Origin of the sequence: [Acidovorax] ebreus TPSY (assembly GCF_000022305.1) — a bacterium.
In the GTDB taxonomy this organism is placed as follows: domain Bacteria; phylum Pseudomonadota; class Gammaproteobacteria; order Burkholderiales; family Burkholderiaceae_C; genus Diaphorobacter; species Diaphorobacter nitroreducens.
On record NC_011992.1, the window covers coordinates 1886845 to 1908185 of the forward strand.

At 67.1% G+C, this 21341-nt stretch carries 20 protein-coding genes and 1 tRNA gene; 8 read left to right on the top strand and 13 right to left on the bottom strand.

Translation table 11 applies throughout. From position 1 onward, the window contains the following. The first annotated feature begins 149 nt into the window (after nucleotides 1-149). Together DTPSY_RS08900 and DTPSY_RS08905 are read left to right on the top strand one after the other, a co-directional pair. The gene (locus tag DTPSY_RS08900; protein ID WP_162844542.1) at nucleotides 150-863 is read left to right on the top strand and encodes a response regulator transcription factor; all 714 of its coding nucleotides are present in this window, start codon (nucleotides 150-152) and stop codon (nucleotides 861-863) included. Nucleotides 864-986: 123 nt separating this feature from the next. Then, nucleotides 987-1760 (top strand): sensor histidine kinase, encoded by a 774-nt coding sequence (locus tag DTPSY_RS08905; RefSeq protein ID WP_238526589.1) that lies wholly within the window; start codon nucleotides 987-989, stop codon nucleotides 1758-1760. 90 nt (nucleotides 1761-1850) lie between these two features. Here DTPSY_RS08905 and DTPSY_RS08910 read toward each other — a convergent pair whose 3' ends face one another. After that, complete coding sequence (locus DTPSY_RS08910; protein ID WP_015913304.1) at nucleotides 1851-4136, bottom strand: AsmA family protein; 2286 nt, start codon at nucleotides 4134-4136, stop codon at nucleotides 1851-1853. Nucleotides 4137-4378: 242 nt separating this feature from the next. On the opposite strand from DTPSY_RS08910, the gene DTPSY_RS08915 reads away from it, so the two are divergent. The 3 genes from DTPSY_RS08915 (at nucleotide 4379) to DTPSY_RS08925 (ending at nucleotide 5926) form a co-directional block, all read left to right on the top strand. Continuing rightward, nucleotides 4379-4609, top strand: a complete 231-nt coding sequence (locus DTPSY_RS08915) for a hypothetical protein (RefSeq protein ID WP_041839010.1) — start codon at nucleotides 4379-4381, stop codon at nucleotides 4607-4609. A gap of 17 nt (nucleotides 4610-4626) precedes the next feature. Then, nucleotides 4627-4890 carry a hypothetical protein gene (locus tag DTPSY_RS08920; protein WP_015913306.1) on the top strand — a complete coding sequence of 88 codons (264 nt, stop codon included), beginning with the start codon at nucleotides 4627-4629 and terminating at the stop codon, nucleotides 4888-4890. Between the two features lie 121 nt (nucleotides 4891-5011). Continuing rightward, on the top strand, nucleotides 5012-5926 hold the full coding sequence (locus tag DTPSY_RS08925) for a pseudouridine synthase (protein WP_015913307.1): 915 nt from the start codon (nucleotides 5012-5014) through the stop codon (nucleotides 5924-5926). Between the two features lie 67 nt (nucleotides 5927-5993). On the opposite strand, the gene DTPSY_RS08930 is transcribed toward DTPSY_RS08925, so the two are convergent. Then, nucleotides 5994-6067: transfer RNA gene (locus tag DTPSY_RS08930), tRNA-Gly, on the bottom strand. A gap of 167 nt (nucleotides 6068-6234) precedes the next feature. Continuing rightward, nucleotides 6235-7725, bottom strand: a complete 1491-nt coding sequence (locus DTPSY_RS08935; RefSeq protein ID WP_015913308.1) for an NAD-dependent succinate-semialdehyde dehydrogenase — start codon at nucleotides 7723-7725, stop codon at nucleotides 6235-6237. Between the two features lie 144 nt (nucleotides 7726-7869). Here DTPSY_RS08935 and alaS point away from each other — a divergent pair, with 144 nt between their 5' ends. Beyond that, complete coding sequence (gene alaS / locus DTPSY_RS08940; protein ID WP_015913309.1) at nucleotides 7870-10494, top strand: alanine--tRNA ligase; 2625 nt, start codon at nucleotides 7870-7872, stop codon at nucleotides 10492-10494. Nucleotides 10495-10643: 149 nt separating this feature from the next. On the opposite strand, the gene DTPSY_RS08945 is transcribed toward alaS, so the two are convergent. The 5 genes from DTPSY_RS08945 to DTPSY_RS08965 form a co-directional block, all read right to left on the bottom strand. Next, a complete protein-coding gene (locus DTPSY_RS08945; protein WP_015913310.1) occupies nucleotides 10644-11648 on the bottom strand; it encodes a GGDEF domain-containing protein in 1005 nt (334 codons plus the stop codon). Nucleotides 11649-11668: 20 nt separating this feature from the next. Then, nucleotides 11669-12451 (bottom strand): tRNA (guanosine(46)-N7)-methyltransferase TrmB, encoded by a 783-nt coding sequence (gene trmB / locus DTPSY_RS08950; protein ID WP_015913311.1) that lies wholly within the window; start codon nucleotides 12449-12451, stop codon nucleotides 11669-11671. Continuing rightward, nucleotides 12421-13392, bottom strand: a complete 972-nt coding sequence (gluQRS, locus tag DTPSY_RS08955) for a tRNA glutamyl-Q(34) synthetase GluQRS (protein ID WP_015913312.1) — start codon at nucleotides 13390-13392, stop codon at nucleotides 12421-12423. Before gluQRS ends, trmB begins: the two co-directional genes overlap by 31 nt. Then, complete coding sequence (locus DTPSY_RS08960) at nucleotides 13389-14492, bottom strand: NAD(P)/FAD-dependent oxidoreductase (protein ID WP_015913313.1); 1104 nt, start codon at nucleotides 14490-14492, stop codon at nucleotides 13389-13391. The genes gluQRS and DTPSY_RS08960 overlap by 4 nt, the downstream gene beginning before the upstream one ends. 96 nt (nucleotides 14493-14588) lie before the next feature. Continuing rightward, the gene (locus DTPSY_RS08965) at nucleotides 14589-15527 is read right to left on the bottom strand and encodes a LysR family transcriptional regulator (RefSeq protein WP_015913314.1); all 939 of its coding nucleotides are present in this window, start codon (nucleotides 15525-15527) and stop codon (nucleotides 14589-14591) included. A 117-nt stretch (nucleotides 15528-15644) separates the two neighbouring features. Between DTPSY_RS08965 and DTPSY_RS08970 the strand changes: the two genes are divergently transcribed. Both DTPSY_RS08970 and DTPSY_RS08975 read left to right on the top strand, forming a co-directional pair. After that, nucleotides 15645-16346 carry a pirin family protein gene (locus DTPSY_RS08970; RefSeq protein WP_015913315.1) on the top strand — a complete coding sequence of 234 codons (702 nt, stop codon included), beginning with the start codon at nucleotides 15645-15647 and terminating at the stop codon, nucleotides 16344-16346. A gap of 36 nt (nucleotides 16347-16382) precedes the next feature. Next, entirely contained in the window at nucleotides 16383-16796 is a 414-nt protein-coding gene (locus DTPSY_RS08975; RefSeq protein WP_015913316.1) for a DoxX family protein, read from the top strand. 71 nt (nucleotides 16797-16867) lie between these two features. Here DTPSY_RS08975 and DTPSY_RS08980 read toward each other — a convergent pair whose 3' ends face one another. The 5 genes from DTPSY_RS08980 to DTPSY_RS09000 form a co-directional block, all read right to left on the bottom strand. Continuing rightward, nucleotides 16868-17608 carry an arginyltransferase gene (locus DTPSY_RS08980; protein ID WP_011805231.1) on the bottom strand — a complete coding sequence of 247 codons (741 nt, stop codon included), beginning with the start codon at nucleotides 17606-17608 and terminating at the stop codon, nucleotides 16868-16870. Then, entirely contained in the window at nucleotides 17605-18357 is a 753-nt protein-coding gene (aat, locus tag DTPSY_RS08985) for a leucyl/phenylalanyl-tRNA--protein transferase (RefSeq protein ID WP_015913317.1), read from the bottom strand. The genes DTPSY_RS08980 and aat overlap by 4 nt, the downstream gene beginning before the upstream one ends. A 50-nt stretch (nucleotides 18358-18407) precedes the next feature. Beyond that, the gene (locus DTPSY_RS08990) at nucleotides 18408-18836 is read right to left on the bottom strand and encodes a VOC family protein (RefSeq protein ID WP_015913318.1); all 429 of its coding nucleotides are present in this window, start codon (nucleotides 18834-18836) and stop codon (nucleotides 18408-18410) included. An 89-nt stretch (nucleotides 18837-18925) separates the two neighbouring features. Beyond that, nucleotides 18926-20263: an enolase C-terminal domain-like protein gene (locus DTPSY_RS08995; RefSeq protein ID WP_015913319.1), complete on the bottom strand. Its 1338-nt coding sequence runs from the start codon at nucleotides 20261-20263 to the stop codon at nucleotides 18926-18928. A gap of 42 nt (nucleotides 20264-20305) precedes the next feature. Further along, the gene (locus DTPSY_RS09000; protein WP_015913320.1) at nucleotides 20306-21292 is read right to left on the bottom strand and encodes a 2-hydroxyacid dehydrogenase; all 987 of its coding nucleotides are present in this window, start codon (nucleotides 21290-21292) and stop codon (nucleotides 20306-20308) included. Between the last annotated feature and the right edge of the window lie 49 nt (nucleotides 21293-21341).

Here is a 21341-nt window from a genome sequence, read left to right on the forward strand (position 1 = left end):
GATGATCTTTCCGTGGTTACGGTGTGCAAACGCTGAGGGGCCGCCAACAGGCGCCCCCGTCTGGAGACTTCTTTATGCTGCCCGTCAACGATCCTCCTGGTGCAATGGCCGCTCCGCGGGGGGCGTCTGTCACCCCAGGCCAATTCGCCATGCACCAGAATCCGCCCTCCATCTGGCCGGACTTTCTGGCGGGGCAGCTAGAAAAGCCTGTGCGCGTTTTGCTGGTGGATGACGATGCGCACATGCGGCGCGTCATCGCGCAAGAGTTGATGAGCGACCAGCGTACGCTGCTGGTGGCGCAGGCCACCAGCGTGCGCGAGGGCCGCAAGGCCATCAAGCAGCATGAGTTCGATGTGATGCTCGTGGACCTGAACCTCGGCGATGGCGAGGGCTTCATGCTGATCGACTACATGAAGTCGGTGCGCCCCACGGCCGAGGCCATCGTCATCTCCATCATGCAGAACGATGAGCAGGTGCTGCACGCCTTCGAGCTGGGTGCCACGGGCTATCTCGTCAAGAACTCATGGTTCGGCAGCTATCCGCAGGCGGTACTGCAGGTAGCCAACGGCGGTGCTTCCATCACCCCCAACCTTGCGCGCCGCCTGCTGCAGCGGTTTGACCCGAGCGGCGCCGCCGCCCCGCACGCCCAGCGGCGCGTGGAGCAGGAAACCGAGCGCCTGTCCCAGCGCGAGAAAGAAGTGCTGCGCATGGTGGCCAGCGGTTACACCAGCGCCGAGATCGGCAACCGGCTGTTCATCAGCAGCCTGACCGTGAACACGCACATCAAGAACATCTACCGCAAGCTGCAGGTGCGCACGCGGGCGCAGGCCGTGCGCTTCGCGTCACTGCGCGGGCTGTTCTGAAAGAAGAGCCGCCTGGGCGCACAAACGTCCGTCGCACCTGCTGCAGGGATCAGGGAGATTTCCATGTTTCGCACCCGTCCGCCGGCCTTTGCAATCGCCTGCGTTGCTGTCTGGTTGCTTGCCATGTCCGTTGATACCCTGCTGCTGGCCTCTGCGGAGCAACTGAGTCTGCAGGCGCAGTTGCGCTGGAAGCTCCTGGGCCTGGGGGCTCTGGTAGTGCTGGGCATCTTGCTGATCGTGCAGTTGCCGCGCGCACTGCAGTGGCGCCCACGGCGCAGCATCCGGCCCAGCCCTGACGTGAAGCGCGAGCGCGAACGCATTGCACGCAACCTCCACGACCAGGTGGGGTCCCAACTTGTCAACGCCATCGCCCTGGTGGACGAGCGGGATCCCGAACACGGGACGCTGATGCAGTCGCTGGAGTTGTGCCTGCTCGACCTGCGCCTGTTGGTGGATTCGATGGACGGCGAGGACGATTCCCTGGCGGACCGGCTCGCGCGGCTGCGCCACCGCATCCAGCCTGCGCTGGACCGGCGCGGCATCGCGCTGCACTGGGAGATTGCGCCACACGATGAACTGGCCCTGCCAGGAGGAAAGGTGGCGCGGGAGATAGCCGCCATCGTCCAGGAAGCCGTGAGCAATGTGCTGCAGCATGCGGACGCCACGGCGCTCGTGATCCGCCTGCACTCCGTTCAAACGATGCAGGGCAGGGCATGGCAGTTGCAGGTGGCAGACAACGGCGCAGGGCTGCCGAGCGGCGAGCCCACGTGCCACAGTCTGGGACGCGGCATTGACAGCATGCGCTCGCGTGCGGCGGCGTTGGCGGGCTGGCTGGAGCTGTTGCCGCAAGAAGGCCGCGGTCTGTGTGTGCAACTCACGGTTCCGGCCGTGCAGTGAGCACGACCAGTGCGTGCCCCAGGCCGCACACCCAGAAAACTATTAAAACAATAGCTGTTGGCGCTGTGTTGGCGAGCCTTGTGGGCTGCTTTAACGTTGAGCGCGCGAGGCGGGCTTGGCCGGCGCAGATGCCGGTGCCGCGCCGGCCTTTGCCAAAAGTGCAGCGCAGTGCGCGTCGTCCTCGGCGGCGGGCACGGTAATCGGCAGCAGCGCCAGCGCCGCGGGCGCCGTGAGGGCGGCAGCCACCGCCGCCCCCGCGCGCAGCAGCAGCGGCCCGGGTTCTACCCCCACCTGCGGATCTGCGAAGGTGCCGCGCACATACAACGGCGTGCGCAGTGAGAAGAATTTCCACTTCAGCGAATCGGGCGTGATGCGCAGGTTGAGCAGTTCGTCGCCGAGGTCCACCGTGCCCTTGGCTTCGACGATGGCCTCCTCGGTGTTGAGCTTGACGGTGCGCGTGCTGGCCACGCCACCTTGTACGTCCAGGTTGGCCACGGCGCAGCGCAGCTTGACCTCCTTGTCGTCGCCGAACAGTTTGGAAACGATGACGCTGCCCAGGTTGAGCGCCGCCAGATCCAGCAATTCCTTGCTCAGCGTGCCGTCGCGGATGTACAGCCGCATTTCGCCCCCGCTGGTGCTCAGCATGCGCGCCACCGACTGCCCCTGGCCGGTCAGCGCCAGAGCGCCGTCCAGCCGCCCCAGGCTCTTTTGCATGCGCTCCACCTTGGGAAAGAGGGCCGACAGCTGCAGGCCCTGGACCGAGCCCTGCAACTGCACCTGCAGCGGATCGGTGCGGCTGTCCAGCAGCACGTTGGAGTCGATGCGGCCGTGGGCCACGCCAAAGCGCAGCGGTGTCAGGCGCAGCTGGCGGTCTTCCAGCACCGCGCGCACGCTCAGGTTGTCCAGTGGCAGGCTGTCGGGGCGCACCACCTTCTGCCCGGCAAATGCCAGGTCCAGGTCCATGGCGCCCCAGCGGTCGGTGGCGAAGCGGGCATCGGGCAACACCTTGCCGGGGCGGCGTGAGGTGCCTTTCTCCTGCGCGCGCACGCCGCTGGGCGCGCCCAGGACCGGGCCCAGATCCGCCAGGCGCAGTTGCTTGGACGTCATATGGCCCTGCAGCTTGGGACGGGGCTCGCCGCCTGTGTAGGTCAGGCTGCCGTGCAGGTCGCTGCTGCCCACGGTGCCGTTGAAGTCGCGGTATTCCCACACCGCTTTGGCCGGTGCCAGGTTGCCGAGCAGGCGCCCCTCGACCTGGAACGGCGGCGTGTTGGGCAGCACCAGGCCGGTCAGTTCATACAGGTCCGCCATGCTGGGCGCCTTCACGAACACCTGCAGATCCATGCCCGAAAGCTTGGCGGGATTGTTGAGCACGCCTTCCACCCGCGTCTGCACGCTGCCCGAGCGCGCGGAAAAGCGCAGCGGATAGCGCGCGGCCTGCTGGCGCAGCGACAGCACCGGTCCTGCCAGTCCTTCTCCGGTGATGCGCGCCTTGCGGTAGGTGCCCTGCAGCGCGATCTTCATGCCGTACTTGCCTTCGGCCTCCGGTGCACCAGTGGGCAGGGTGTCGATGCGGGCACGCAGCGCCAAATCCTTCAGGCCATCGGCATAGCCCAACCAGCCGCCGCGCACGACGAGCTGGTTCAAGCGCAGATCCCAAGGGTTGTCCTCGGCAGTGCTCTCTCGGGCATGGGAGCGCGTGAAGGTCCAGTTGTTGCGCCCGTCCTGCCGGCGTGCCAGCACGATGTCGGGCGCCGTCAGTACGACCGTGTCCAGCAGCAGCGTGCGGGACAGCAGCGGCAGCAGGCGCAATGTGGCGCTGGCGCTGGCGATGGTGCCCATGCCTGTGGGTGGGCGTGCCGGAGCATTCGCTTGGGTATCCCCCACCTCCAGCGCGACGGCGCGCGCGGCGTCGGACGCCGCCGAACCCGCAGACGCAGGCGCTGCTGCCGCCGTGCGCGCGTCGGCATCACCTGCGGGTGCGGCTGGCTCGGGGCGCGGGGGAAGGGCGGGCAGTTGGTCCGTGCCTTTGCCCGGTGCTTCCGGCACCTCAAAGCCCTCCGGATTGCTCAGGGAGAGCTGCTGGGCACGCACGGTCACACCGGGTACCCAACGGCGCCAGCCTTCTTCCAGCGGTTGGGGCCAGTGCCACTCAGCCGACAGATCGCCATCAATGGAGAAAGTGCGCCCCGTGGCCTCGCTCACCTTGTCGTTCACCCAGGGCTTGGCGCGGTTCCAGTCCCAGTTCACCAGCACCACGATGAACAGCACCAGGGCCGCCACCACTGCGCCTATCGTGCCCAGCGTCCAGCGCAGCACGCGCTGGCGCGTGGAACGGTGGGGGAGGGAGGCGGCGGGGGGCGTGTTTTCAGGGGGCATGGCGAAGGCGCCGCAAGCTGGCCAAACGGGTGTGCCTTGCCGCAGGGCGCGGAGTGGTGTTTGAAGCCATGCTAGTGCGAACATCCTCGCGCTGGGCCGTGCGTACGGCGATTACCGGGCTTGTCCTACAGCCCACCCATAGGACGCCGCCGGGGGCGTGCATGCGCCTTTGGCCTACGTTGAACCACAGCTGTTGCTTCAAGAATGGTGCCATTGCATTCACTTACACCAAGGCGCCCCTCATGCAAACGACCGACGCACTCACCCAGGAAACGATCTTCGGCGTGGCCGACAGCGTGACCTATTCCGGCATGCTGTGCCTGGCGCCGGATGGCCGCCGCTACTTTTACGCCCATGCCCAGGTGGATGGACGCACGCTGCCCCTACCGCATGACCACTGGACCTCGCGCGATGCCGCGGTGCGCGGCTTGGCGGCCATCGCATCGGGCGAGAGCAAGCCCGCGGTCGCATGACACCGGAGCCCACCGCGATGGATGCAACGCCTGCGCTGCCCCAGGTCCTGGAAGAGGGTTATCGCGGCTTCCTGATCCGCATTCCTATTCCTGAGGCCACACCCGCCGCTGCCGGCACGCCGGTCCAGGTCAGCGTGGCAGCCATCTCGCAACACGCGATAGCCCATATGGACGCCATACGCTGGGCGCCCGTGGAAGGATCGGAGGGCGACCTGCACACGCTCGCACGGATCAAGCAAGCCATCGACGAGGCGTTGGACGGCGTGGATCGCGCTTCGTGATCGTCGGTTTGTAACCCAAGACAAAATAGCATCTAGCGCTTTACCATCAAGCGCTGATAGCTATCAAAACAATAGTATTGGTGCATAGAGTGGGAACCTGGGCCCCTACAATCGCGGCCCCATGCACAACAGCCACGATCCCCGGGTCCTGCCCATGCGCGACGGCGTCAACCCCAGTTGCGTGGTTCTGCCCTCGGCGGGGCAGGGGCTTCTGGTGGACTTCCTCGCACAGCGCCTGCCCGCCGTGTCGCGCGAGGACTGGCTGCGCCGCCTGCGCGCGAGCGAAGTGGTGGACGAGTTCGGCGCGGCCGCCACGGAGCGCAGCGCGTTCACGCCGGGCGTACGCTACTACTACTATCGCGAACTGCCGCCCGAGCCCGAGTTGCCGTTCCACGAAACCGTGCTCTACCAGGATGCGCATATCCTCGTGGCAGACAAGCCCCACTTCCTGCCCGTGGTGCCCGCGGGCCGCTATCTGCAGCAGACCCTGCTGGTGCGCTTGAAGCGCCGGCTGGGCCTGAGCGAGTTGTCCCCTGTGCACCGCATCGACCGCGACACGGCAGGCCTGGTGCTGTTTTCCGTGCAGCGGGCAACGCGCGGCACCTACCAGGCCCTCTTTCGCGACAGACGGGTGCACAAGGTCTATGAGGCCGTTGCACCGTGGCGTGCCGACCTGCCGCTGCCGTGCATCCATGAAAGCCGGCTGGAGGAAAGCGGCCATTTTTTCCGCATGCACGAGGTGCCCGGCACGCCCAACGCGCGCACGCACATCGACGTGTTGGAGGTTGCGTCACCCTGGGCGCGCTACCGGCTGGAGCCCATCACCGGAAAGCGCCACCAGTTGCGCGTGCACATGGCCGCGCTGGGCCTGCCGCTGCGCGGCGATGCGTTCTACCCGGAGGTGAACGACCCGCCGGAAGGGGACTATTCCAACCCGCTGCAACTGTTGGCGCGCACGCTTGCCTTTACCGATCCCCTCAGCGGAGAGGCGCGGCTGTTTGACAGCCGGCTGAAACTGCGCCCGCTGACGGATTAGCGTGTGGGAAAGTGGGGGAGGGGAGAGCAGCCGGAAGGCCGCGTTGCAGCATGCCTTGCCGGAATGCTGGAGCGGGCGATGGGAATCGAACCCACGTCTTGAGCTTGGGAAGCTCAGGTCCTACCATTGAACGACGCCCGCAAAGTCGGTGGATTCTAGCGCACTGCCGCGTGCTTTCCGCGCAACCGTGCGATCTGCGCCGGCCGACGACCAGCCTGTCCTGCCGGTACATAGGTTCGTGGGCATTTCTGGCCATCGGGCAATAGGAGCAAGCGCTGGCAGCTACGAAAAAAGAAGCAAAGTGCTCTCTACTTCTGGATATCGCCCACGCAGAGGTATTTGATCTCCACATAGTCGTCCATGCCGTAGTGGGATCCCTCGCGCCCCAGGCCCGACTGCTTAACGCCGCCGAAGGGCACATGCTCGGTCGCCAGAATGCCGACGTTCACACCCACCATGCCATATTCCAGCGCCTCGCCCACTCGGAAGATGCGGCCCACGTCGCGGCTGTAGAAGTAGCTGGCCAGGCCGAACTCGGTGGCGTTGGCGGCAGCGATGGCTTCCTGCTCGGTCTCGAACCTGAAGACCGGCGCCAGCGGGCCGAAGGTTTCCTCGCGCGCGCACAGCATTCCAGCGGTGGCGTTGGCCAGCACCGTGGGTTCAAAGAACTGGCCCGCGCCCAGTTCCGCCAGGTGCTTTCCGCCCGTCACGACGCTGGCGCCCTTGGCGACGGCGTCGTCCAGGTGGCGCTGCACCTTGTCCACCGCGGCGGATTCGATCAACGGGCCCTGGTTCACGCCGTCCTCGAAGCCATTGCCGACCTTCGCGGTTTTTACGCGGGCGGCAAACTTGGCGACGAAGGCGTCGTACACCCCCGCCTGCACGTAGAAGCGGTTGGTGCACACGCAGGTCTGCCCGGCATTGCGGTATTTGCTGGCAAAGGCGCCTTCCACGGCGGAATCGAGGTCGGCATCGTCGAACACGATGAACGGCGCATTGCCGCCCAGCTCCAGGCTCAGCTTCTTCACCGTGGGCGCGCACTGGGCCATGAGGATGCGCCCGACCTCCGTCGAGCCGGTGAACGACAGGTGGCGCACGACGTCGCTTGCGCACAGCACCTTGCCGATGGCGATGGAGTTCTCCGCATCGGCCGTCAGCACGCTCAGCACGCCTGCGGGAATGCCCGCGCGCAACGCCAGCTCGGCCGCGGCGAGGGCGGTGAGGGGGGTGAGCTCGGCCGGCTTGATGACCACCGGACAGCCCGCCGCGAGCGCCGGCGCCACCTTGCGCGTGATCATCGCCAAGGGGAAGTTCCACGGCGTGATGGCCGCGCACACGCCGATGGGCTGCTTGAGCACCAACAGGCGGCGGTTGTTGTCGAACTGCGGCAGGGTCTCGCCGTTCACGCGCTTGGCCTCCTCGGCAAACCACTCGACGAAGCTGGCGCCATAGGCCACCTCGCCCTTGGCCTCGGGCAAGGGCTTGCCTTGCTCCGCCGTCATGAGCCGGCCCAGGTCGTCCTGGTGCTGCATGAGCAGGTCAAACCACTGGCGCAGGATGGTGCTGCGCTCCTTGGCGGTCTTGGCCTTCCATGCGGGCCACGCTTCGTTGGCGGCGGCGATAGCCAGCTCGGCTTCCTTGGCCCCCAGGTTGGCCACATCGGCCAACTTCAGGCCGGTGGCCGGGTCGTGCACGGCAAAGCGTGCGCCGCCTGCGAACCACTGGCCTCCCAGTAGGGCGTCGGTCTTGAGCAGGCTCGGATCCTTGAGCAGGGAAAGGGGTGATGTCTTCATGTCCATGGGGTGGCTCCTGGAAGGCCGCGGCGGGCAGGGCAAAGGGGCAGGATAGCGCCGTGTGCACGCAAGGGTGAAATCTATAATGGCAGGTTGGTCACGACGGGATGCCTTGCGCTGCCATACCCGCCCACGAACCCCATACACACCATGAGCACACCCACTTTCTCCGTTGCAGACATTCGCAAGACCTTCCTGGACTTCTTCGCCGCCAAGGGGCATACCGTGGTGGCGTCCAGTCCGCTGGTGCCGGGCAACGACCCCACGCTGATGTTCACCAACTCGGGCATGGTGCAGTTCAAGGATGTGTTCCTGGGTACGGACAAGCGCCCCTATGTGCGCGCCACATCGGTGCAGACCTGCCTGCGCGCCGGCGGCAAGCACAACGATCTGGAGAACGTGGGCTACACCGCGCGCCACCACACGTTTTTCGAGATGCTGGGCAACTGGAGCTTTGGCGACTACTTCAAGCGCGAGTCGCTCAAGTGGGCCTGGGAGCTGCTGACCGAGGTCTACAAGCTGCCTCCCGAGCGCTTGCTGGCCACGGTCTACGCCGAGGACGACGAGGCCTACGACATCTGGACCAAAGAAATCGGCCTGCCGCCCGAGCGTGTGATCCGCATCGGCGACAACAAGGGCGGCCGCTACAAGAGCGACAACTTCTGGATGATGGCCGACACCGGCCCCTGTGGCCCGTGCTCGGAAATCTTCTACGACCACGGCGAGCACATTGCCGGCGGCCCCCCGGGCAGCCCGGATGAGGACGGCGACCGCTTCATCGAAATCTGGAACAACGTGTTCATGCAGTTCGACATGGACGAGCAAGGCAACGTCAAGCCGCTGCCCGCACCCTGCGTGGACACCGGCATGGGCCTGGAGCGCCTGGCCGCCATCCTGCAGCACGTGCACAGCAACTACGAGATCGACCTGTTCGACGCGCTGATCAAGGCCGCGGCGCGCGAAACAGGCACAAGCGACCTGACCAACCCGTCGCTCAAGGTCATCGCCGACCACATCCGCGCCACCGCCTTCCTGGTCGCCGACGGTGTCATCCCCAGCAACGAGGGCCGCGGCTACGTGCAGCGCCGCATCGTGCGCCGCGCCATTCGCCACGGCTACAAGCTGGGTCGCAAGACGCCGTTCTTCCACAAGCTGGTGCAAGACCTGGTGCAGCAGATGGGCGATGCGTACCCCAAGATCCGCGAGCAACAGGCGCGCATCACGGATGTGCTGCGGGTGGAAGAGGAACGCTTCTTCGAGACCCTGGCGCACGGCATGGAGATTCTGGACAGCGCTTTGGCTGGCGGTGCCAAGACGCTGCCGGGCGACGTGGCGTTCAAGCTGCACGACACCTATGGCTTCCCGCTGGACCTGACGAACGACGTGTGCCGCGAACGGGGCGTCAATGTGGACGAAGCGGGCTTTGCCACCGCCATGGAGCACCAGAAGAGCACTGCCCGCGCCGCAGGCAAGTTCAAGATGGACCGCGCGCTGGAATACACCGGCGCGGCCAACCAGTTCACGGGCTACGAGCAACTGGCCGAAAGTGCCAAGATCGTCGCGCTGTACGTGGACGGCACCAGCACTGCGGCCCTGCACGCGGGTCAGAGCGGCGTGGTGGTGCTGGACCGCACGCCGTTCTATGCCGAAAGCGGCGGCCAGGTGGGCGACCAAGGCACCATCGGCGCTGGCTCGGCGTGCTTCAGCGTGGCCGACACGCAGAAAATCAAGGCCGACGTCTACGGCCACCACGGCACGCTGGAAGCCGGCACGCTGAATGTGGGCGACACGGTGCAGGCGCAGGTGGACCTGCAACTGCGCGCGGCCACCATGCGCAACCACTCGGTCACCCACCTCATGCACAAGGCGTTGCGCGAGGTGCTGGGCGACCATGTGCAGCAAAAGGGCAGCCTGGTGAACGCCGAGCGCACGCGCTTTGACTTCGCGCACAACGCGCCGCTGACGGCCGCGCAGATTCGCGAGATCGAACGCCTGGTGAATGCCGAGGTGCTGGCCAATACCGACACTAACGCGCGCCTGATGGATATCGAAAGCGCGCAGAAAACGGGCGCCATGATGTTGTTCGGCGAGAAGTACGGCGAGACTGTGCGTGTGCTGGACATCGGCACCAGCCGCGAGCTGTGCGGCGGCACGCACGTGCGCCGCACGGGCGACATCGGCCTGTTCAAGGTGGTGGCTGAGGGCGGCGTGGCCGCAGGCGTGCGCCGCATCGAGGCGGTGACCGGCGAGAACGCGCTGGCCTACCTGCAGTCGCTGGAGTCCACGGTGGACCAGGCTGCAGCCGCCCTGAAGGCGCCCCCCGCGGAGCTGACCGCCCGCATTGGCGGTGCGCTCGATCAGATCAAGACGCTCGAGAAGGAACTGGCTGCACTCAAGGGCAAGCTGGCTTCCAGCCAGGGCGATGAGCTGGCCGGCCAGGCCGTGGACGTCAAGGGCATCAAGGTGCTGGCGGCCCGGCTGGAAGGCGCGGACGCCAAGACCCTGCGCGAGACCATGGACAAGCTCAAGGACAAGCTCAAGACGGCGGCCATCGTGCTGGCGGCCGTCGATGGCGACAAGGTGCAGCTGGCGGCTGGCGTGACGGCCGACAGCATCGGCCGTGTCAAGGCCGGGGATCTGGTCAACTTCGTGGCGGCCCAGGTGGGTGGCAAAGGGGGCGGAAAACCCGACATGGCTATGGCCGGCGGCACCAACGCGGCGGCGCTGCCGCAGGCGCTGGCAGCCGTGCAGGGCTGGGTGGGCGAGCGCATCTGACGACGGCCTGGGCCCCCCAGACGGGGGCCCGGTGCACGTGCGGACATGGTTGTACCCGCGCGGGCGGCGGCGGCCTGCGCCGCGGTTACACCGGACCCAGGGGGCTAGGCAAAAGACGGCAGGCACAGCGCCGTCTGCCGGCAAATGGGCTAGAACAGCTCCACTTCGTCGTGCGCCACCTTGATCTGCAAGGCGCCACTGTTGACCAGATCTTCATAGAAGCAGACCTGGTTGCGTCCATGTTCCTTGGCATAGTAGAGCGCCTGGTCCGCGCGCCCCAGGATCTCCACCGGCGAGCCCTGTTGCGTGGCCGCGAAGCCGATGCTCACGGTGATGTGTCCGATCTGCGGGAACACATGCGTCTGCACGGCCGCGCGCAACCGCTCCAGCGCCTGGCGCGCCTGCGCCAGCGTGAGGGAACGCAGCAGCACCACGAACTCCTCTCCGCCGAAGCGGAAGATGCTGTCCTGGCTCTGGAACTGGGTGCGCAGGCGGTTGGCCACCAGGATCAGCACCTCATCCCCATAGAGGTGTCCAAAGCGGTCATTGACCGACTTGAAATGGTCGATGTCGATCACCGCCAGCCATTGGCGCACGGTGTCTTCGCCCTCGCCTGGGCTGGCGGGTGTGCCGGTCTGTCGTGAGAACTGCTCCTCGAAGGTCTTGCGGTTCAGCAGCCCGGTGAGCGCGTCCCGCTCGCTGTAATCCAGCAGGCTCTGGTAGTTTTGGTAGACCAGGAACACGCCCATGATCACGTCGCGCTGGTGCCGCGTGAAGCGGCGGGACTGGGTGATTTCCAGGCACGCCGTGGGGCGCCCGCTCAGCCACATGGGCAGCCAGAGCGTGTGGCGCTGCTCGGAGGCACGCGCGGCACTCTCGCCCTGGGTGGCGATGCAGTGGGCCAGTTCAGGCTCTTGCGCCAGCGGGATGCGCTGGGGATCTGAAGCAGCGTCGTACTCACTGGAGACTAACTGCCCTTCGTGGCTCCAGCTGCGCGGGCGCAGCATCAGGACTTCGTCCTGCGTGAACAGCTCCAGCGCCCGCACCTGCACGATATGGCCCAGCTTGAGCAGCGTGGACAGCACCGAGACCTCCAGGCGCAGGTGGTCCCGGTGGGCGGTCATTTCGGCCAGGTTCTGGAGGATGGGCTTCATCGGGAAACGGGAATAGACGCTCAGCGGCGCGTGAACACCAGGTCCCACACGCCATGGCCGAGCCGCATGCCGCGGTTCTCGAACTTGGTCAGGGGGCGGTAGTCCGGCTGCGGAGCATAGCCCTCGGCGGTGTTGGACAGCAAGGGTTCAGCCGACAACACCTCCAGCATCTGCTCCGCATACGCTTGCCAGTCGGTCGCACAGTGGATGTAGCCCCCCGGCTTCAGGCGTGCCGCCAGCTGCGCCACCAGCGGCGGCTGGATCAGGCGGCGCTTGTTGTGGCGCTTCTTGTGCCAGGGGTCGGGAAAGAAGATATGCACGCCGTCGAGCGATCCGGGCGCCAGCATGTGCTCCAGCACCTCGACGGCGTCGTGCTGCAGGATGCGGATGTTGTGGATGTCCTGCTCGCCGATGCGCTTGAGCAGCGCGCCCACACCGGGTTCATGCACCTCGCAGCACAGAAAGTTGTCTTGCGGGCGCACGCGCGCGATGTGTGCCGTGGCCTCGCCCATGCCGAAGCCAATCTCCAGCACCAGCGGCGCGCTGCGGCCGAAGGCCGCAGTGGCGTCCAGCAGGGCGGGCGCATAGTCCAGCACGTAGCGCGGGCCCAGCTCTTCCAGCGCCTTGGCCTGGCCGGTGGTGGTGCGGCCGGCGCGGCGCACATAGCTTTTGATGCCCTTGGGATGGGCGACGTCTGCCGGGGCGCTGCCTGCGGCACCGGGCATGGGGGGGGCCGCGGGGGCCTGCGGGTCTTGCGAAGAAAGCGTTTGAGTCACAGCGGCGAATTGTAGGTTCCAGGCCATGCCTTGACCCAGAATGCGAGCGCATCGGCGATGCCTGCTATGCCTGTAGGTGACGGCAATCCCAGTACCTGGGCTGCGTTTGTCAAAGCCTGCAGCGGCTGGCTGTCGTCGATGGGGGGAGCGCCATGTTGTTTGGAGAGCTTCTCGCCATCCGCCGCACGTACCAGGGGCGTATGCAGGTACTGCGGCGTGGGCACGCCCAGTGCGGACTGCAGCAGGATCTGGCGCGGCGTGTTGTCGGCCAGGTCTTCGCCGCGTACCACATGGGTGACGCCCTGGTCGGCGTCGTCGACCACTACCGCAAGCTGGTAGGCCCACAGGCCATCTGCACGCCGCAGCACGAAGTCGCCCACTTGCCGCGCCACATCCTGAAACTGCGGGCCCAGGCGCCGATCGGTCCAGGAGACGCCGGAACTTGCTATTGAATAAATAGCTGTTTGCGCTTGCTGGATGGGCGCTGGAGGGATTTTTGATTGATACCTCTGGGTATGGAAGCGCCAGGCGCGCGGCGTGCGTCCACCCAGGCCGTGGCGGCAGGTGCCAGGGTAGGGGCGTTCCACATGGCGTTCATGCACTAGGCCTTGCGCCTGCAAGGCGGCTTCGATGTCGCGGCGCGTGCATGCGCATGGGTAGGCCAGGCCGGCGTGGAGCAGCCCGTCCAGCGCCTGCTGGTAGCGGTGGCCGCGGGTGGATTGGTACAGCGGCTGCTCATCGGGCAGCAGGCCGCAGCGGGCCAACTGCGCCAGAATGCGCTCGTCGGCGCCGGGCACGCAGCGCGGCGGGTCCACGTCTTCGATGCGCACCAGCCAGCGCCCGCCGCGTCCTCCAAGGGCCGCGCGCGCGTCCAGCCAGCTGGCCAAGGCGGCGACGAGCGAGCCCGCGTGCAGCGGGCCGGTCGGGGAGGGGGCAAAGCGGCCGACGTAGCCCGCGGCCGCCGTCATGCAGCGGTGAGCGCGAGCTCCAGGCCCGAGACGAAAGCGTCTTCCAGCCGGTGCCCCAGGCACCAATCCCCGCAAACGCCCAGGCCCAGGGATGCGTCCCACAGGAAGCTCTGGCCCAAGGGCTTTTGCGTCTGCGCGTGGCGCCAGCGCCGCATCTCGGCATGCGTGGGCGTGGCGCGTATGCCGGTGACTTCGGCAAACGCCTTGATGAGCTTGGCTTGCACGCGGGGGGCCTCGTCGTTCAGGTGCTCCAGCGACCAGGCGGGACTGGCCTGCACCGTCCAGCGCTCGATCTGTGTCCGGCCGGGCTTGCTGGACTCACGGGCCAGCCAGGCAATGCGGTGGTGCGTACTGCGTGCAGCGTTCCACTGCGGGCCGAGCGTGGTCAGCCCGGGGCGCACGGCTTGCGCAAAGGCCAGCATCAAGGTCCAGCAGGGCGCGATGTCCACGCCGGCCAGGGCATCGTCCCACGGCGTGGAAATGCCGGACTGCTGCAGCAGCGCCCGCGACAGCGGTGCGGGCTGGGCCAGTACCACGCCATCGAAACCCGCATACACCTGCGATCCCCCATCCAGCGTCTCGGTGCGCAGCTGCCAGGCCGTGGGTCGCATCGCGTCGCGCTCGATGTGCGTGACGGCCGTGCGCGTGTGCAGGTGGCCTTCGCGCGCCAGTGGTGCGGCCCAGGCCTGGACCAGCGCATCCATGGCGGGGGCCGCCACCCAGTGCGCTTCACCGGGCGGTGGCGCGGCGGTGGCGACGCGCCCGGCGGCGTCTAGCACGCGGATGGTGGTGGCACTCCAGGCGCGGCACAGGCCGGAAACGGTGTCGAGCGCCCGCTGAAAGCGTGCGTCGCGTACCGTGAAGTACTGCGCGCCCGAATCAAAACTGCCAAAGGGCGACGCCAGCGCCGCCGTGCGCCCGCCGGGCTGCGGCGCCTTCTCGAAGACGGTGACCATGTGGCCCGCCTGGGCCAGGGTGCGGGCGCAGGCCACGCCGGCCATGCCGGCACCCACCACGGCAAAGCGCCGCGCGGCGCCCAGGGGCGCGACCTGCTGGCCTTGTTTCAGTCGATCGCTGGAGCGGGAGGAAAAGCGGGTCATGGCAGGCCTTCGATGACGTCGGAAATGGGCTGGTGCAGTGCTGGTAATTAGCGCAGCGCTAGTGTTGACTCTACACGCGCCGCGCGGCCCACGCATTCAGAACTGGTGGTGGTTTTCCAGCAGCGCACGGCGTGTGGCGTCACTTTGCAGTTGCGACAGCCACCACTGCAGCGCGCGGCCCGGCGCAGCGTGCCCGGGGCCACCCCATTGGTAGCTCAGGCGCACGTTGCGCGCGGGGCGCGCCACCTGCCGCTCGACCAGATGGCCGGCTTCGAGGTACGGACGCACCATGGGCTCGGGCAGAAAGCCCCCGCCCAGGCCGCGCAACTGTGCGTGGATCTTGGCACGCATGTTGTCCACGGTGAGGACGTCCTGCCCCGCGAGGATGCCCATGGTCACGTTGCTGCGCCGTGCCGAGTCGGCCACGGCGATCGCGCGGTGTTCGCGCAGCGTGGTGTCGCTGATGGGCTCGGGCACCTTGGCCAGTGGGTGGTGGGGCGCCACGACGAAGATGAAGCGCACCTCGCCCAGCGGGGCGGATTGCAGCCCGGCGACGTTGGAGGCACCCACGGCCACGCCGATGGCCAGGTCTGCTTGGCCCGACGTCAGCGCTTCGGCCGTGCCGCCGAGGATGCCGTCGCGCCACTTCACGCGCGTGGGTGGACCGAGGGCGTAGAACGCCTCCACCAGCTCCAGCATGGTGGTGGGCGAGATGACGCCGTCCACCGACAGCGTGAGCTGCGGCTCCCAGCCCGTGGCCACGCGGCGCACGCGGTTGGCGATGGCGTCCACGTCCTCCAGCAAGCGCTTGCCTTCGCGCAGCAGCTCCATGCCCGCATCGGTGGGCCGTGCGTGGCGGGCGCTGCGGTCGAACAGCAGCACGTCCAGCGCATCCTCGATCTGGCGCACACGGTAGGTCAGTGCGCTGGGCACCACGCCGAGCTGGCGTGCCGCTGCGGCAAAGCTGCCCGTCTCCGCAATGCTCTGCAGCATGGCCAAGTTTTCGGGGGTCAGGGCATCGCGGGTGTTTTGCATGATCGACGGCCTCTTCATTCAATGAGTTTGAATGATGCCTTCAAGCCCGCTGTCCCTGCAAGGGCGCTGCGCCACCTACAGTTCTCTCCAACGCAACGCATTTCCAGGAGCGACCCCATGCTGACCCTTCGCAAATCGCAAGATCGCGGCCACGCAGACCACGGCTGGCTCAATTCGTACCACAGCTTCTCGTTCGCGGGCTACTACGACCCGCGCCACATGGGCTGGGGCAACCTGCGCGTCATCAACGAGGACCGCATCGCGCCGGGCACGGGCTTCGGCACCCATGGCCACCGCGACATGGAGATCATCAGCTACGTGCTGTCTGGCGAACTGGCGCACCAGGACAGCATGGGCAACGTCAAAGGCATTCCGCCCGGCGACGTGCAGCGCATGAGCGCCGGCACGGGCGTGATGCACAGCGAGTTCAACCACGCCGAGGGCCAGCAGACGCACTTTCTGCAGATCTGGATTGAGCCCAATGTGCGCGGCATCGCGCCGAGCTATGAGCAAAAGCGCTTTTCCGATGCCGACAAGCGCGGCCAGTTGCGTCGCGTGGCCTCGCCCGACGGCGCGCAAGGCTCGGTCACGATCCATGCCGACGCCACGCTGTACGCGGGCCTGTTCGACGGTGCTGAGGCGGCGCAACTGCCCATTGCCGCAGGGCGCAAAGCCTACGTTCACCTGATCCGCGGTACGCTGCAGGTCAACGGACAGCATCTGAGCGGGGGCGACGCGGCCCTGCTGGATAACGAAAGCAGCGTGACCCTGTCCGGGGGAAGCGATGCCGAAGTTCTGGTTTTTGATCTCGCCGCGTGAAGTCTGCCCATCCACTTCAACCCTAGGAGTTCCGCCATGTTTGCTACCCTGCAAAACCCTCTGGCCCTGGTGGGCCGCATCCTCATCGCCCTGTTGTTCATCCCTGCGGGGTTCGGCAAGATCAGCGGCTTTGCCGGCACCGTGGGCTACGCCACGTCCGTGGGCATGCCCATGCCCACCGTGGCCGTTGCCGTCGGTCTGTTGATTGAACTACTGGGCGGCCTGGCACTGCTCTTCGGATTCGGAACACGCATCGCTGCGCTGGCGCTGGCCGTGTTCACGCTGGCGGCCAGTTTCTTCTTCCACGCCTACTGGGCTCTGCCGGCGGGCCAGCAGATGATGCAGCAGCTGTTGTTCTTCAAGAACGTTGCCGTGACGGGCGGCCTGCTGGCATTCGCCGCCTTCGGTGCCGGGGCATGGAGCGTGGACGGCGCACGGTCCGGGCGCTGATTGCTATTAAAAAAGAAGCTGCTTGCGCTTGATGGATGGGCCCTGGAGGTCGATATGACCTGCAAGGTCCATCAACTTTTGGAACGCTGCCAGCGGCCGTCGATGCGCAGCTCATGCGGCATGAAGCGCGCCTTGTAGTTCATCTTCGGGCTCTGCTCGATCCAGTAACCCAGGTAGACATACGGCAGGCCCAGCGTGCGCGCCTGCTGCACCTGCCACAGCACGTTGTACGTGCCGTAGCTTGCGCCCGGCTCGGGCTCGTAAAAGGTGTACACGGCGGAGAGGCCGTCCTCCAGCACGTCCAGGATGGACACCATCTTCAGTGTCCCCGGCTGGCCGTCGGCCCCGGTCTCACGGAACTCCACCAGCCGCGAATTGACCCGGCTTTGCAGCAGGAACTGGGTGTACTGGTCGATGCTGTCCTGGTCCATGCCGCCCCCGGCGTGGCGTGCGTTCTGGTAGCGCAGGTATAGCTGGTAATGCTCGGGCAGGTAGCACAGGCGCAGCACCCGCGCCTGCAGGCCGGCGTGGCGCTTCCAGGCACGGCGCTGGCTGCGGTCGGGCTTGAATGGATCAACCACCACGCGCAGCGGGGTGCAGGCCTGGCAGCCGTCGCAGTAGGGGCGGTAGGTGAACATGCCGCTGCGCCGAAAGCCCCGCGCCACGAGGCCCGAATACACATCGTTCTGAATCAGGTGACTGGGCGTCGCCACCTGCGAGCGCGCCTGCCGCTCGGGCAGGTAGCTGCACGGGTAGGGTGCCGTGGCGTAGAACTGCAGGCTTTGCAGCGGAAGATCGTTGAGTTGGGTCACGCCGCTGAGGGGTTGGGCAAAAGCTCGGTCCAGTATACGGGCTCGAATTTCCAGGTGCAGGCAGGGTCTTGCCGCGCTCGCGCCACGTGATTCAGGAACTGCGAACGTTCCATCTCCCGGGCGCCCAGCGAGGCCAGATGACCCGTGTTCTGTTGGCAGTCGATCAACGGGACCCCCTCGCGCCGGCACAGGCATACCAGCGCCGCCAGGGCGATCTTGGAAGCATCGGTCGCGTGCGCGAACATCGATTCGCCAAACACGGCCCGTCCTAGCGCCACGCAATAAAGCCCCCCCACCAGTTGCCCGTTCACCCAGGTTTCCACGCTATGGGCATGGCCAGCAGCATGCAGCGCCTCATACGCGGCAACCATGGAGGGCACGATCCAGGTGCCGGACTGCCCGGCCCGCGGCTTGTTGGCGCAGGCGTGGATCACGGCGGAAAAGTCGCTGTCGATGCGCACCTCGCAACCGGGCGTGGCGCGAAAGCGCTGCAGCACGCGGCGCAGCGAGCGGTGCAGACGGAATTCCTGCACATGCAGCACCATGCGCGGGTCCGGGCTCCACCACAGGATGGGCTGGCCAGTGCTGAACCACGGAAAGACACCCTGCGCATAGGCCTGCACCAGGCGGGGCACTCCCAGCGTGCCGCCCGCGGCCAGCAGGCCGGGCGCGGGAGAGTCCGCGCCCCAGGCACCGTCGGTGGGTGGAAAAGGATCGTCGGGTTCCAGCCAGGGAAGCGATGTGGTCATGCAGGCAATCAAGGGCGCGCGTAGAGCGCGATTGTCGCCCGCCCGCGTGCTCAGAACGTGATCAGGACGGAGGACGCGCTGCGCTGGTGTGCGCCATGGAATACCGCCTCGATGTTGTTGCCGTCCGGGTCCAGCGCAAAGGCGGCGTAGTAGCCCGGGTGGTAGGACCGCTCGCCCGGGGCGCCGTTGTTGCGCCCGCCATGCGCCAGCGCTGCGCGGTGGAAGGCATCCACCATCTCGCGGTCTTTCGCCTGGAAGGCGAGGTGGTGCCGCCCAGTGAGGTGGCCATTGGCGGCGGGACTGCTGGCCGTGGAGACGAACAGCTCGTCGGCCCAGAAGTAGCTGTCGGTCTGGCCCCCCAGGGGGATTTGCAGCGCGCCCAGCACCGCCTCATAGAACCGCAGGCTGGCGGGCAGGTCGCGCACCACCAGCTGGATATGGTCGATGAGGCGGCCGCGGTGCAGTTGCTGTGCTTCCATCATGGCGCTCCTTTCCTGTCGTGGCGGAATACCGCGCGACCCAGCGCGCGGTGCGTCCGGCCATTCTAGGCAGGGGTGCATGACGGCATTCAGCGCACCATGCAGGGCCGCTTGGGGTCGAACTGCCAGCCCGGAATCAGGCTTTGCATCCCGATGGCGTCGTCGCGTGCGCCCAGGCCATGCTCCTGGTACAGCGCATGCGCGCGCTGCAGTGCGGCGCGGTCCACCGTCACGCCCAGGCCTGGGGTCTTGGGCACGTCGACGAAGCCGCCGCGGATCTGCAGTGGGTTCTGGGTGAGGAATTGCCCGTCCTGCCAGATCCAGTGCGTGTCGATGGCCGTGACCTTGCCCGGGACGGCGGCCGCCACGTGGGTGAACATGGCCAGCGAGATGTCGAAGTGGTTGTTGGAGTGCGAGCCCCAGGTCAGGCCCCAGTCGCGGCAGGTCTGGCCCACGCGCACCGAGCCGGCCATGGTCCAGAAGTGCGGGTCGGCCAGCGGGATGTCCACGGACTGCAGCGACAGGGCGTGCACCATCTGGCGCCAGTCGGTGGCGACCATGTTGGTGGCCGTGGGCAGGCCGGTGGCACGGCGGAATTCGGCCATGACCTCGCGGCCCGAGAAACCCCCTTCGGCGCCGCAAGGGTCTTCGGCATAGGCCAGCACGCCGCGCATGTCACGCATCAGGCGGATGGCGTCCTTGAGCAGCCAGCCGCCGTTGGGGTCCAGCGTGACGCGCGCCTGCGGAAAACGTTGAGCCAGTGCAGTGACGGCTTCGATCTCCTGCTCGCCGGCCAGCACGCCGCCCTTGAGCTTGAAGTCGTTGAAGCCGTAGCGCGCGTGCGCGGCTTCGGCCTGGCGCACGATGGCGTCCGGCGTCATGGCCTCCATGTGGCGTACCTGGTGCCAATCGTCGGTGCCTGAACGGTCCTCTCCCGCCTGCACGTAGGGCTTACCGGTCTTGTGCGACGGCCCCACGAAGAACAGATAGCCCAGCATCTCCACGCGCTCGCGCTGCTGGCCTTCACCCAGGAGCGCCGCCACGGGCACGCCCAGGTGCTGGCCCTGCAGGTCCAGCAGTGCGGATTCGATGGCCGTCACGGCATGCACGCCAACGCGCAGGTCGAAGGTTTGCAGGCCGCGCCCACCAGGGTCACGCCCTTCCAGGGTCTTTTGCACCTGCTGCAGCAACTGCAGGCGCTCACCAATGGGGCGGCCGATGAGCACGCCGCGACTGTCCTCCAGCGCCCGGCGGATGCCTTCGCCACCGGGGACTTCCCCCACGCCGGTGCGACCCGCGCTGTCATGAATCAGCACCACGTTGCGTGTGAAGAAGGGCGCGTGCGCGCCGCTGAGGTTCATCAACATGCCGTCGCGCCCGGCGACGGGGATGACTTCGATCTCGGTGATGGTGGGAGTCTGTGACATGGTTCAGGGAACAGAAAAACGGAAATGGAAACGGCCCGGATGTCAGGCGGAGTGCGCCTGCCGGGCCGCAGCCGCCGACCAGGGCACTTCCTGCACCGGCACGCCCGTGGCAAGGCAGCTGTGCAGGTTTTGCAGCACCAGGTCGGCCATGGCACGGCGGGTCTCCTGGGTGCCGCTGGCGATGTGGGGGGCCAGGACGACGTTGTCCAATGCGAGCAGTGCTGGCAGCGGGTGGGGCTCATCCTCGAACACGTCCAGACCGGCGCCGGCAATCCGCTGCTGCTGCAGGGCAGCGACCAGCGCGGCCTCGTCCACCACGCTGCCGCGCGCTACGTTGACCAGGAACCCCTGCGGGCCCAGCGCGTCCAGCACCTCGGCATTCACCAGGTGGCGCGTGCTGTCTCCGCCCGCAGCGGTGATGACGAGGAAGTCCGCCCAGCGCGCCAGTTCCATCAGCGATGGCAGGTACTGATGGGGCGAGTCCTCCACCGGCCGGCGGTTGTGGTAGCCCACCTCCATGTCAAAGCCCGCGGCCCGGCGCGCCACGGCAGCGCCGATGCGCCCCATGCCGAAGATGCCCAGGCGCTTGCCGCTGGCGCGCGTGTGCACGCCAAAGCGCTGGCGGCTCCAGTCACCGCGGCGCACGAAGCGGTCGGCCGCGGACAAGCTGCGCGCCGCGTCCAGCAGCAGGGCGAAGGCCATGTCGGCCACGCAGTCGTCCAGCACACCGGGCGTATAGCCCACGCGTGCGCCGCACTCCAGCAGCGCAGCCTGGTCCAGTGCGTCAAAGCCCACGCCAAAGCTGCTGACGAACCGCAGGCGGGGCAGGGCGCGCACCACGTCGCCCGGCAGCCCCATGGCGGCGGAAGTCACCACGCATTCGAAATCTGCGCCGTGTGCGGCCAGGAAGCCGGCCCGGTCTGGCTGCTCGCTGAGCACGGTCACGTCGAACTGGGCGGCCAGTTCGTGGTCCAGTGCGGGCAATGGCATGCGGCCGTACTGGAGGATGCGGGGAGGGCGATGTGTCATGAGGGCGTCAGATGCAAGGGGCGCCCGCACCGGCAACTGCGGCGCGGAC

Coding starts and splice junctions, on each gene's coding strand:
- DTPSY_RS08995 (WP_015913319.1), bottom strand. CDS start 20,263: ATGTCACAGACTCCCACCATCACCGAGATCGAAGTCATCCCCGTCGCC.
- trmB (WP_015913311.1), bottom strand. CDS start 12,451: ATGGCCTGGAACCTACAATTCGCCGCTGTGACTCAAACGCTTTCTTCG.
- gluQRS (WP_015913312.1), bottom strand. CDS start 13,392: ATGACGGCGGCCGCGGGCTACGTCGGCCGCTTTGCCCCCTCCCCGACC.
- DTPSY_RS08960 (WP_015913313.1), bottom strand. CDS start 14,492: ATGACCCGCTTTTCCTCCCGCTCCAGCGATCGACTGAAACAAGGCCAG.
- DTPSY_RS08915 (WP_041839010.1), top strand. CDS start 4,379: ATGCAAACGACCGACGCACTCACCCAGGAAACGATCTTCGGCGTGGCC.
- DTPSY_RS08970 (WP_015913315.1), top strand. CDS start 15,645: ATGCTGACCCTTCGCAAATCGCAAGATCGCGGCCACGCAGACCACGGC.
- DTPSY_RS08975 (WP_015913316.1), top strand. CDS start 16,383: ATGTTTGCTACCCTGCAAAACCCTCTGGCCCTGGTGGGCCGCATCCTC.
- DTPSY_RS08945 (WP_015913310.1), bottom strand. CDS start 11,648: ATGAAGCCCATCCTCCAGAACCTGGCCGAAATGACCGCCCACCGGGAC.
- DTPSY_RS08920 (WP_015913306.1), top strand. CDS start 4,627: ATGGATGCAACGCCTGCGCTGCCCCAGGTCCTGGAAGAGGGTTATCGC.
- DTPSY_RS08905 (WP_238526589.1), top strand. CDS start 987: ATGTCCGTTGATACCCTGCTGCTGGCCTCTGCGGAGCAACTGAGTCTG.
- DTPSY_RS08990 (WP_015913318.1), bottom strand. CDS start 18,836: ATGGAAGCACAGCAACTGCACCGCGGCCGCCTCATCGACCATATCCAG.
- DTPSY_RS08935 (WP_015913308.1), bottom strand. CDS start 7,725: ATGGACATGAAGACATCACCCCTTTCCCTGCTCAAGGATCCGAGCCTG.
- DTPSY_RS08900 (WP_162844542.1), top strand. CDS start 150: ATGCACCAGAATCCGCCCTCCATCTGGCCGGACTTTCTGGCGGGGCAG.
- DTPSY_RS08965 (WP_015913314.1), bottom strand. CDS start 15,527: ATGCAAAACACCCGCGATGCCCTGACCCCCGAAAACTTGGCCATGCTG.
- alaS (WP_015913309.1), top strand. CDS start 7,870: ATGAGCACACCCACTTTCTCCGTTGCAGACATTCGCAAGACCTTCCTG.
- aat (WP_015913317.1), bottom strand. CDS start 18,357: ATGACCACATCGCTTCCCTGGCTGGAACCCGACGATCCTTTTCCACCC.
- DTPSY_RS08910 (WP_015913304.1), bottom strand. CDS start 4,136: ATGCCCCCTGAAAACACGCCCCCCGCCGCCTCCCTCCCCCACCGTTCC.
- DTPSY_RS09000 (WP_015913320.1), bottom strand. CDS start 21,292: ATGACACATCGCCCTCCCCGCATCCTCCAGTACGGCCGCATGCCATTG.
- DTPSY_RS08925 (WP_015913307.1), top strand. CDS start 5,012: ATGCACAACAGCCACGATCCCCGGGTCCTGCCCATGCGCGACGGCGTC.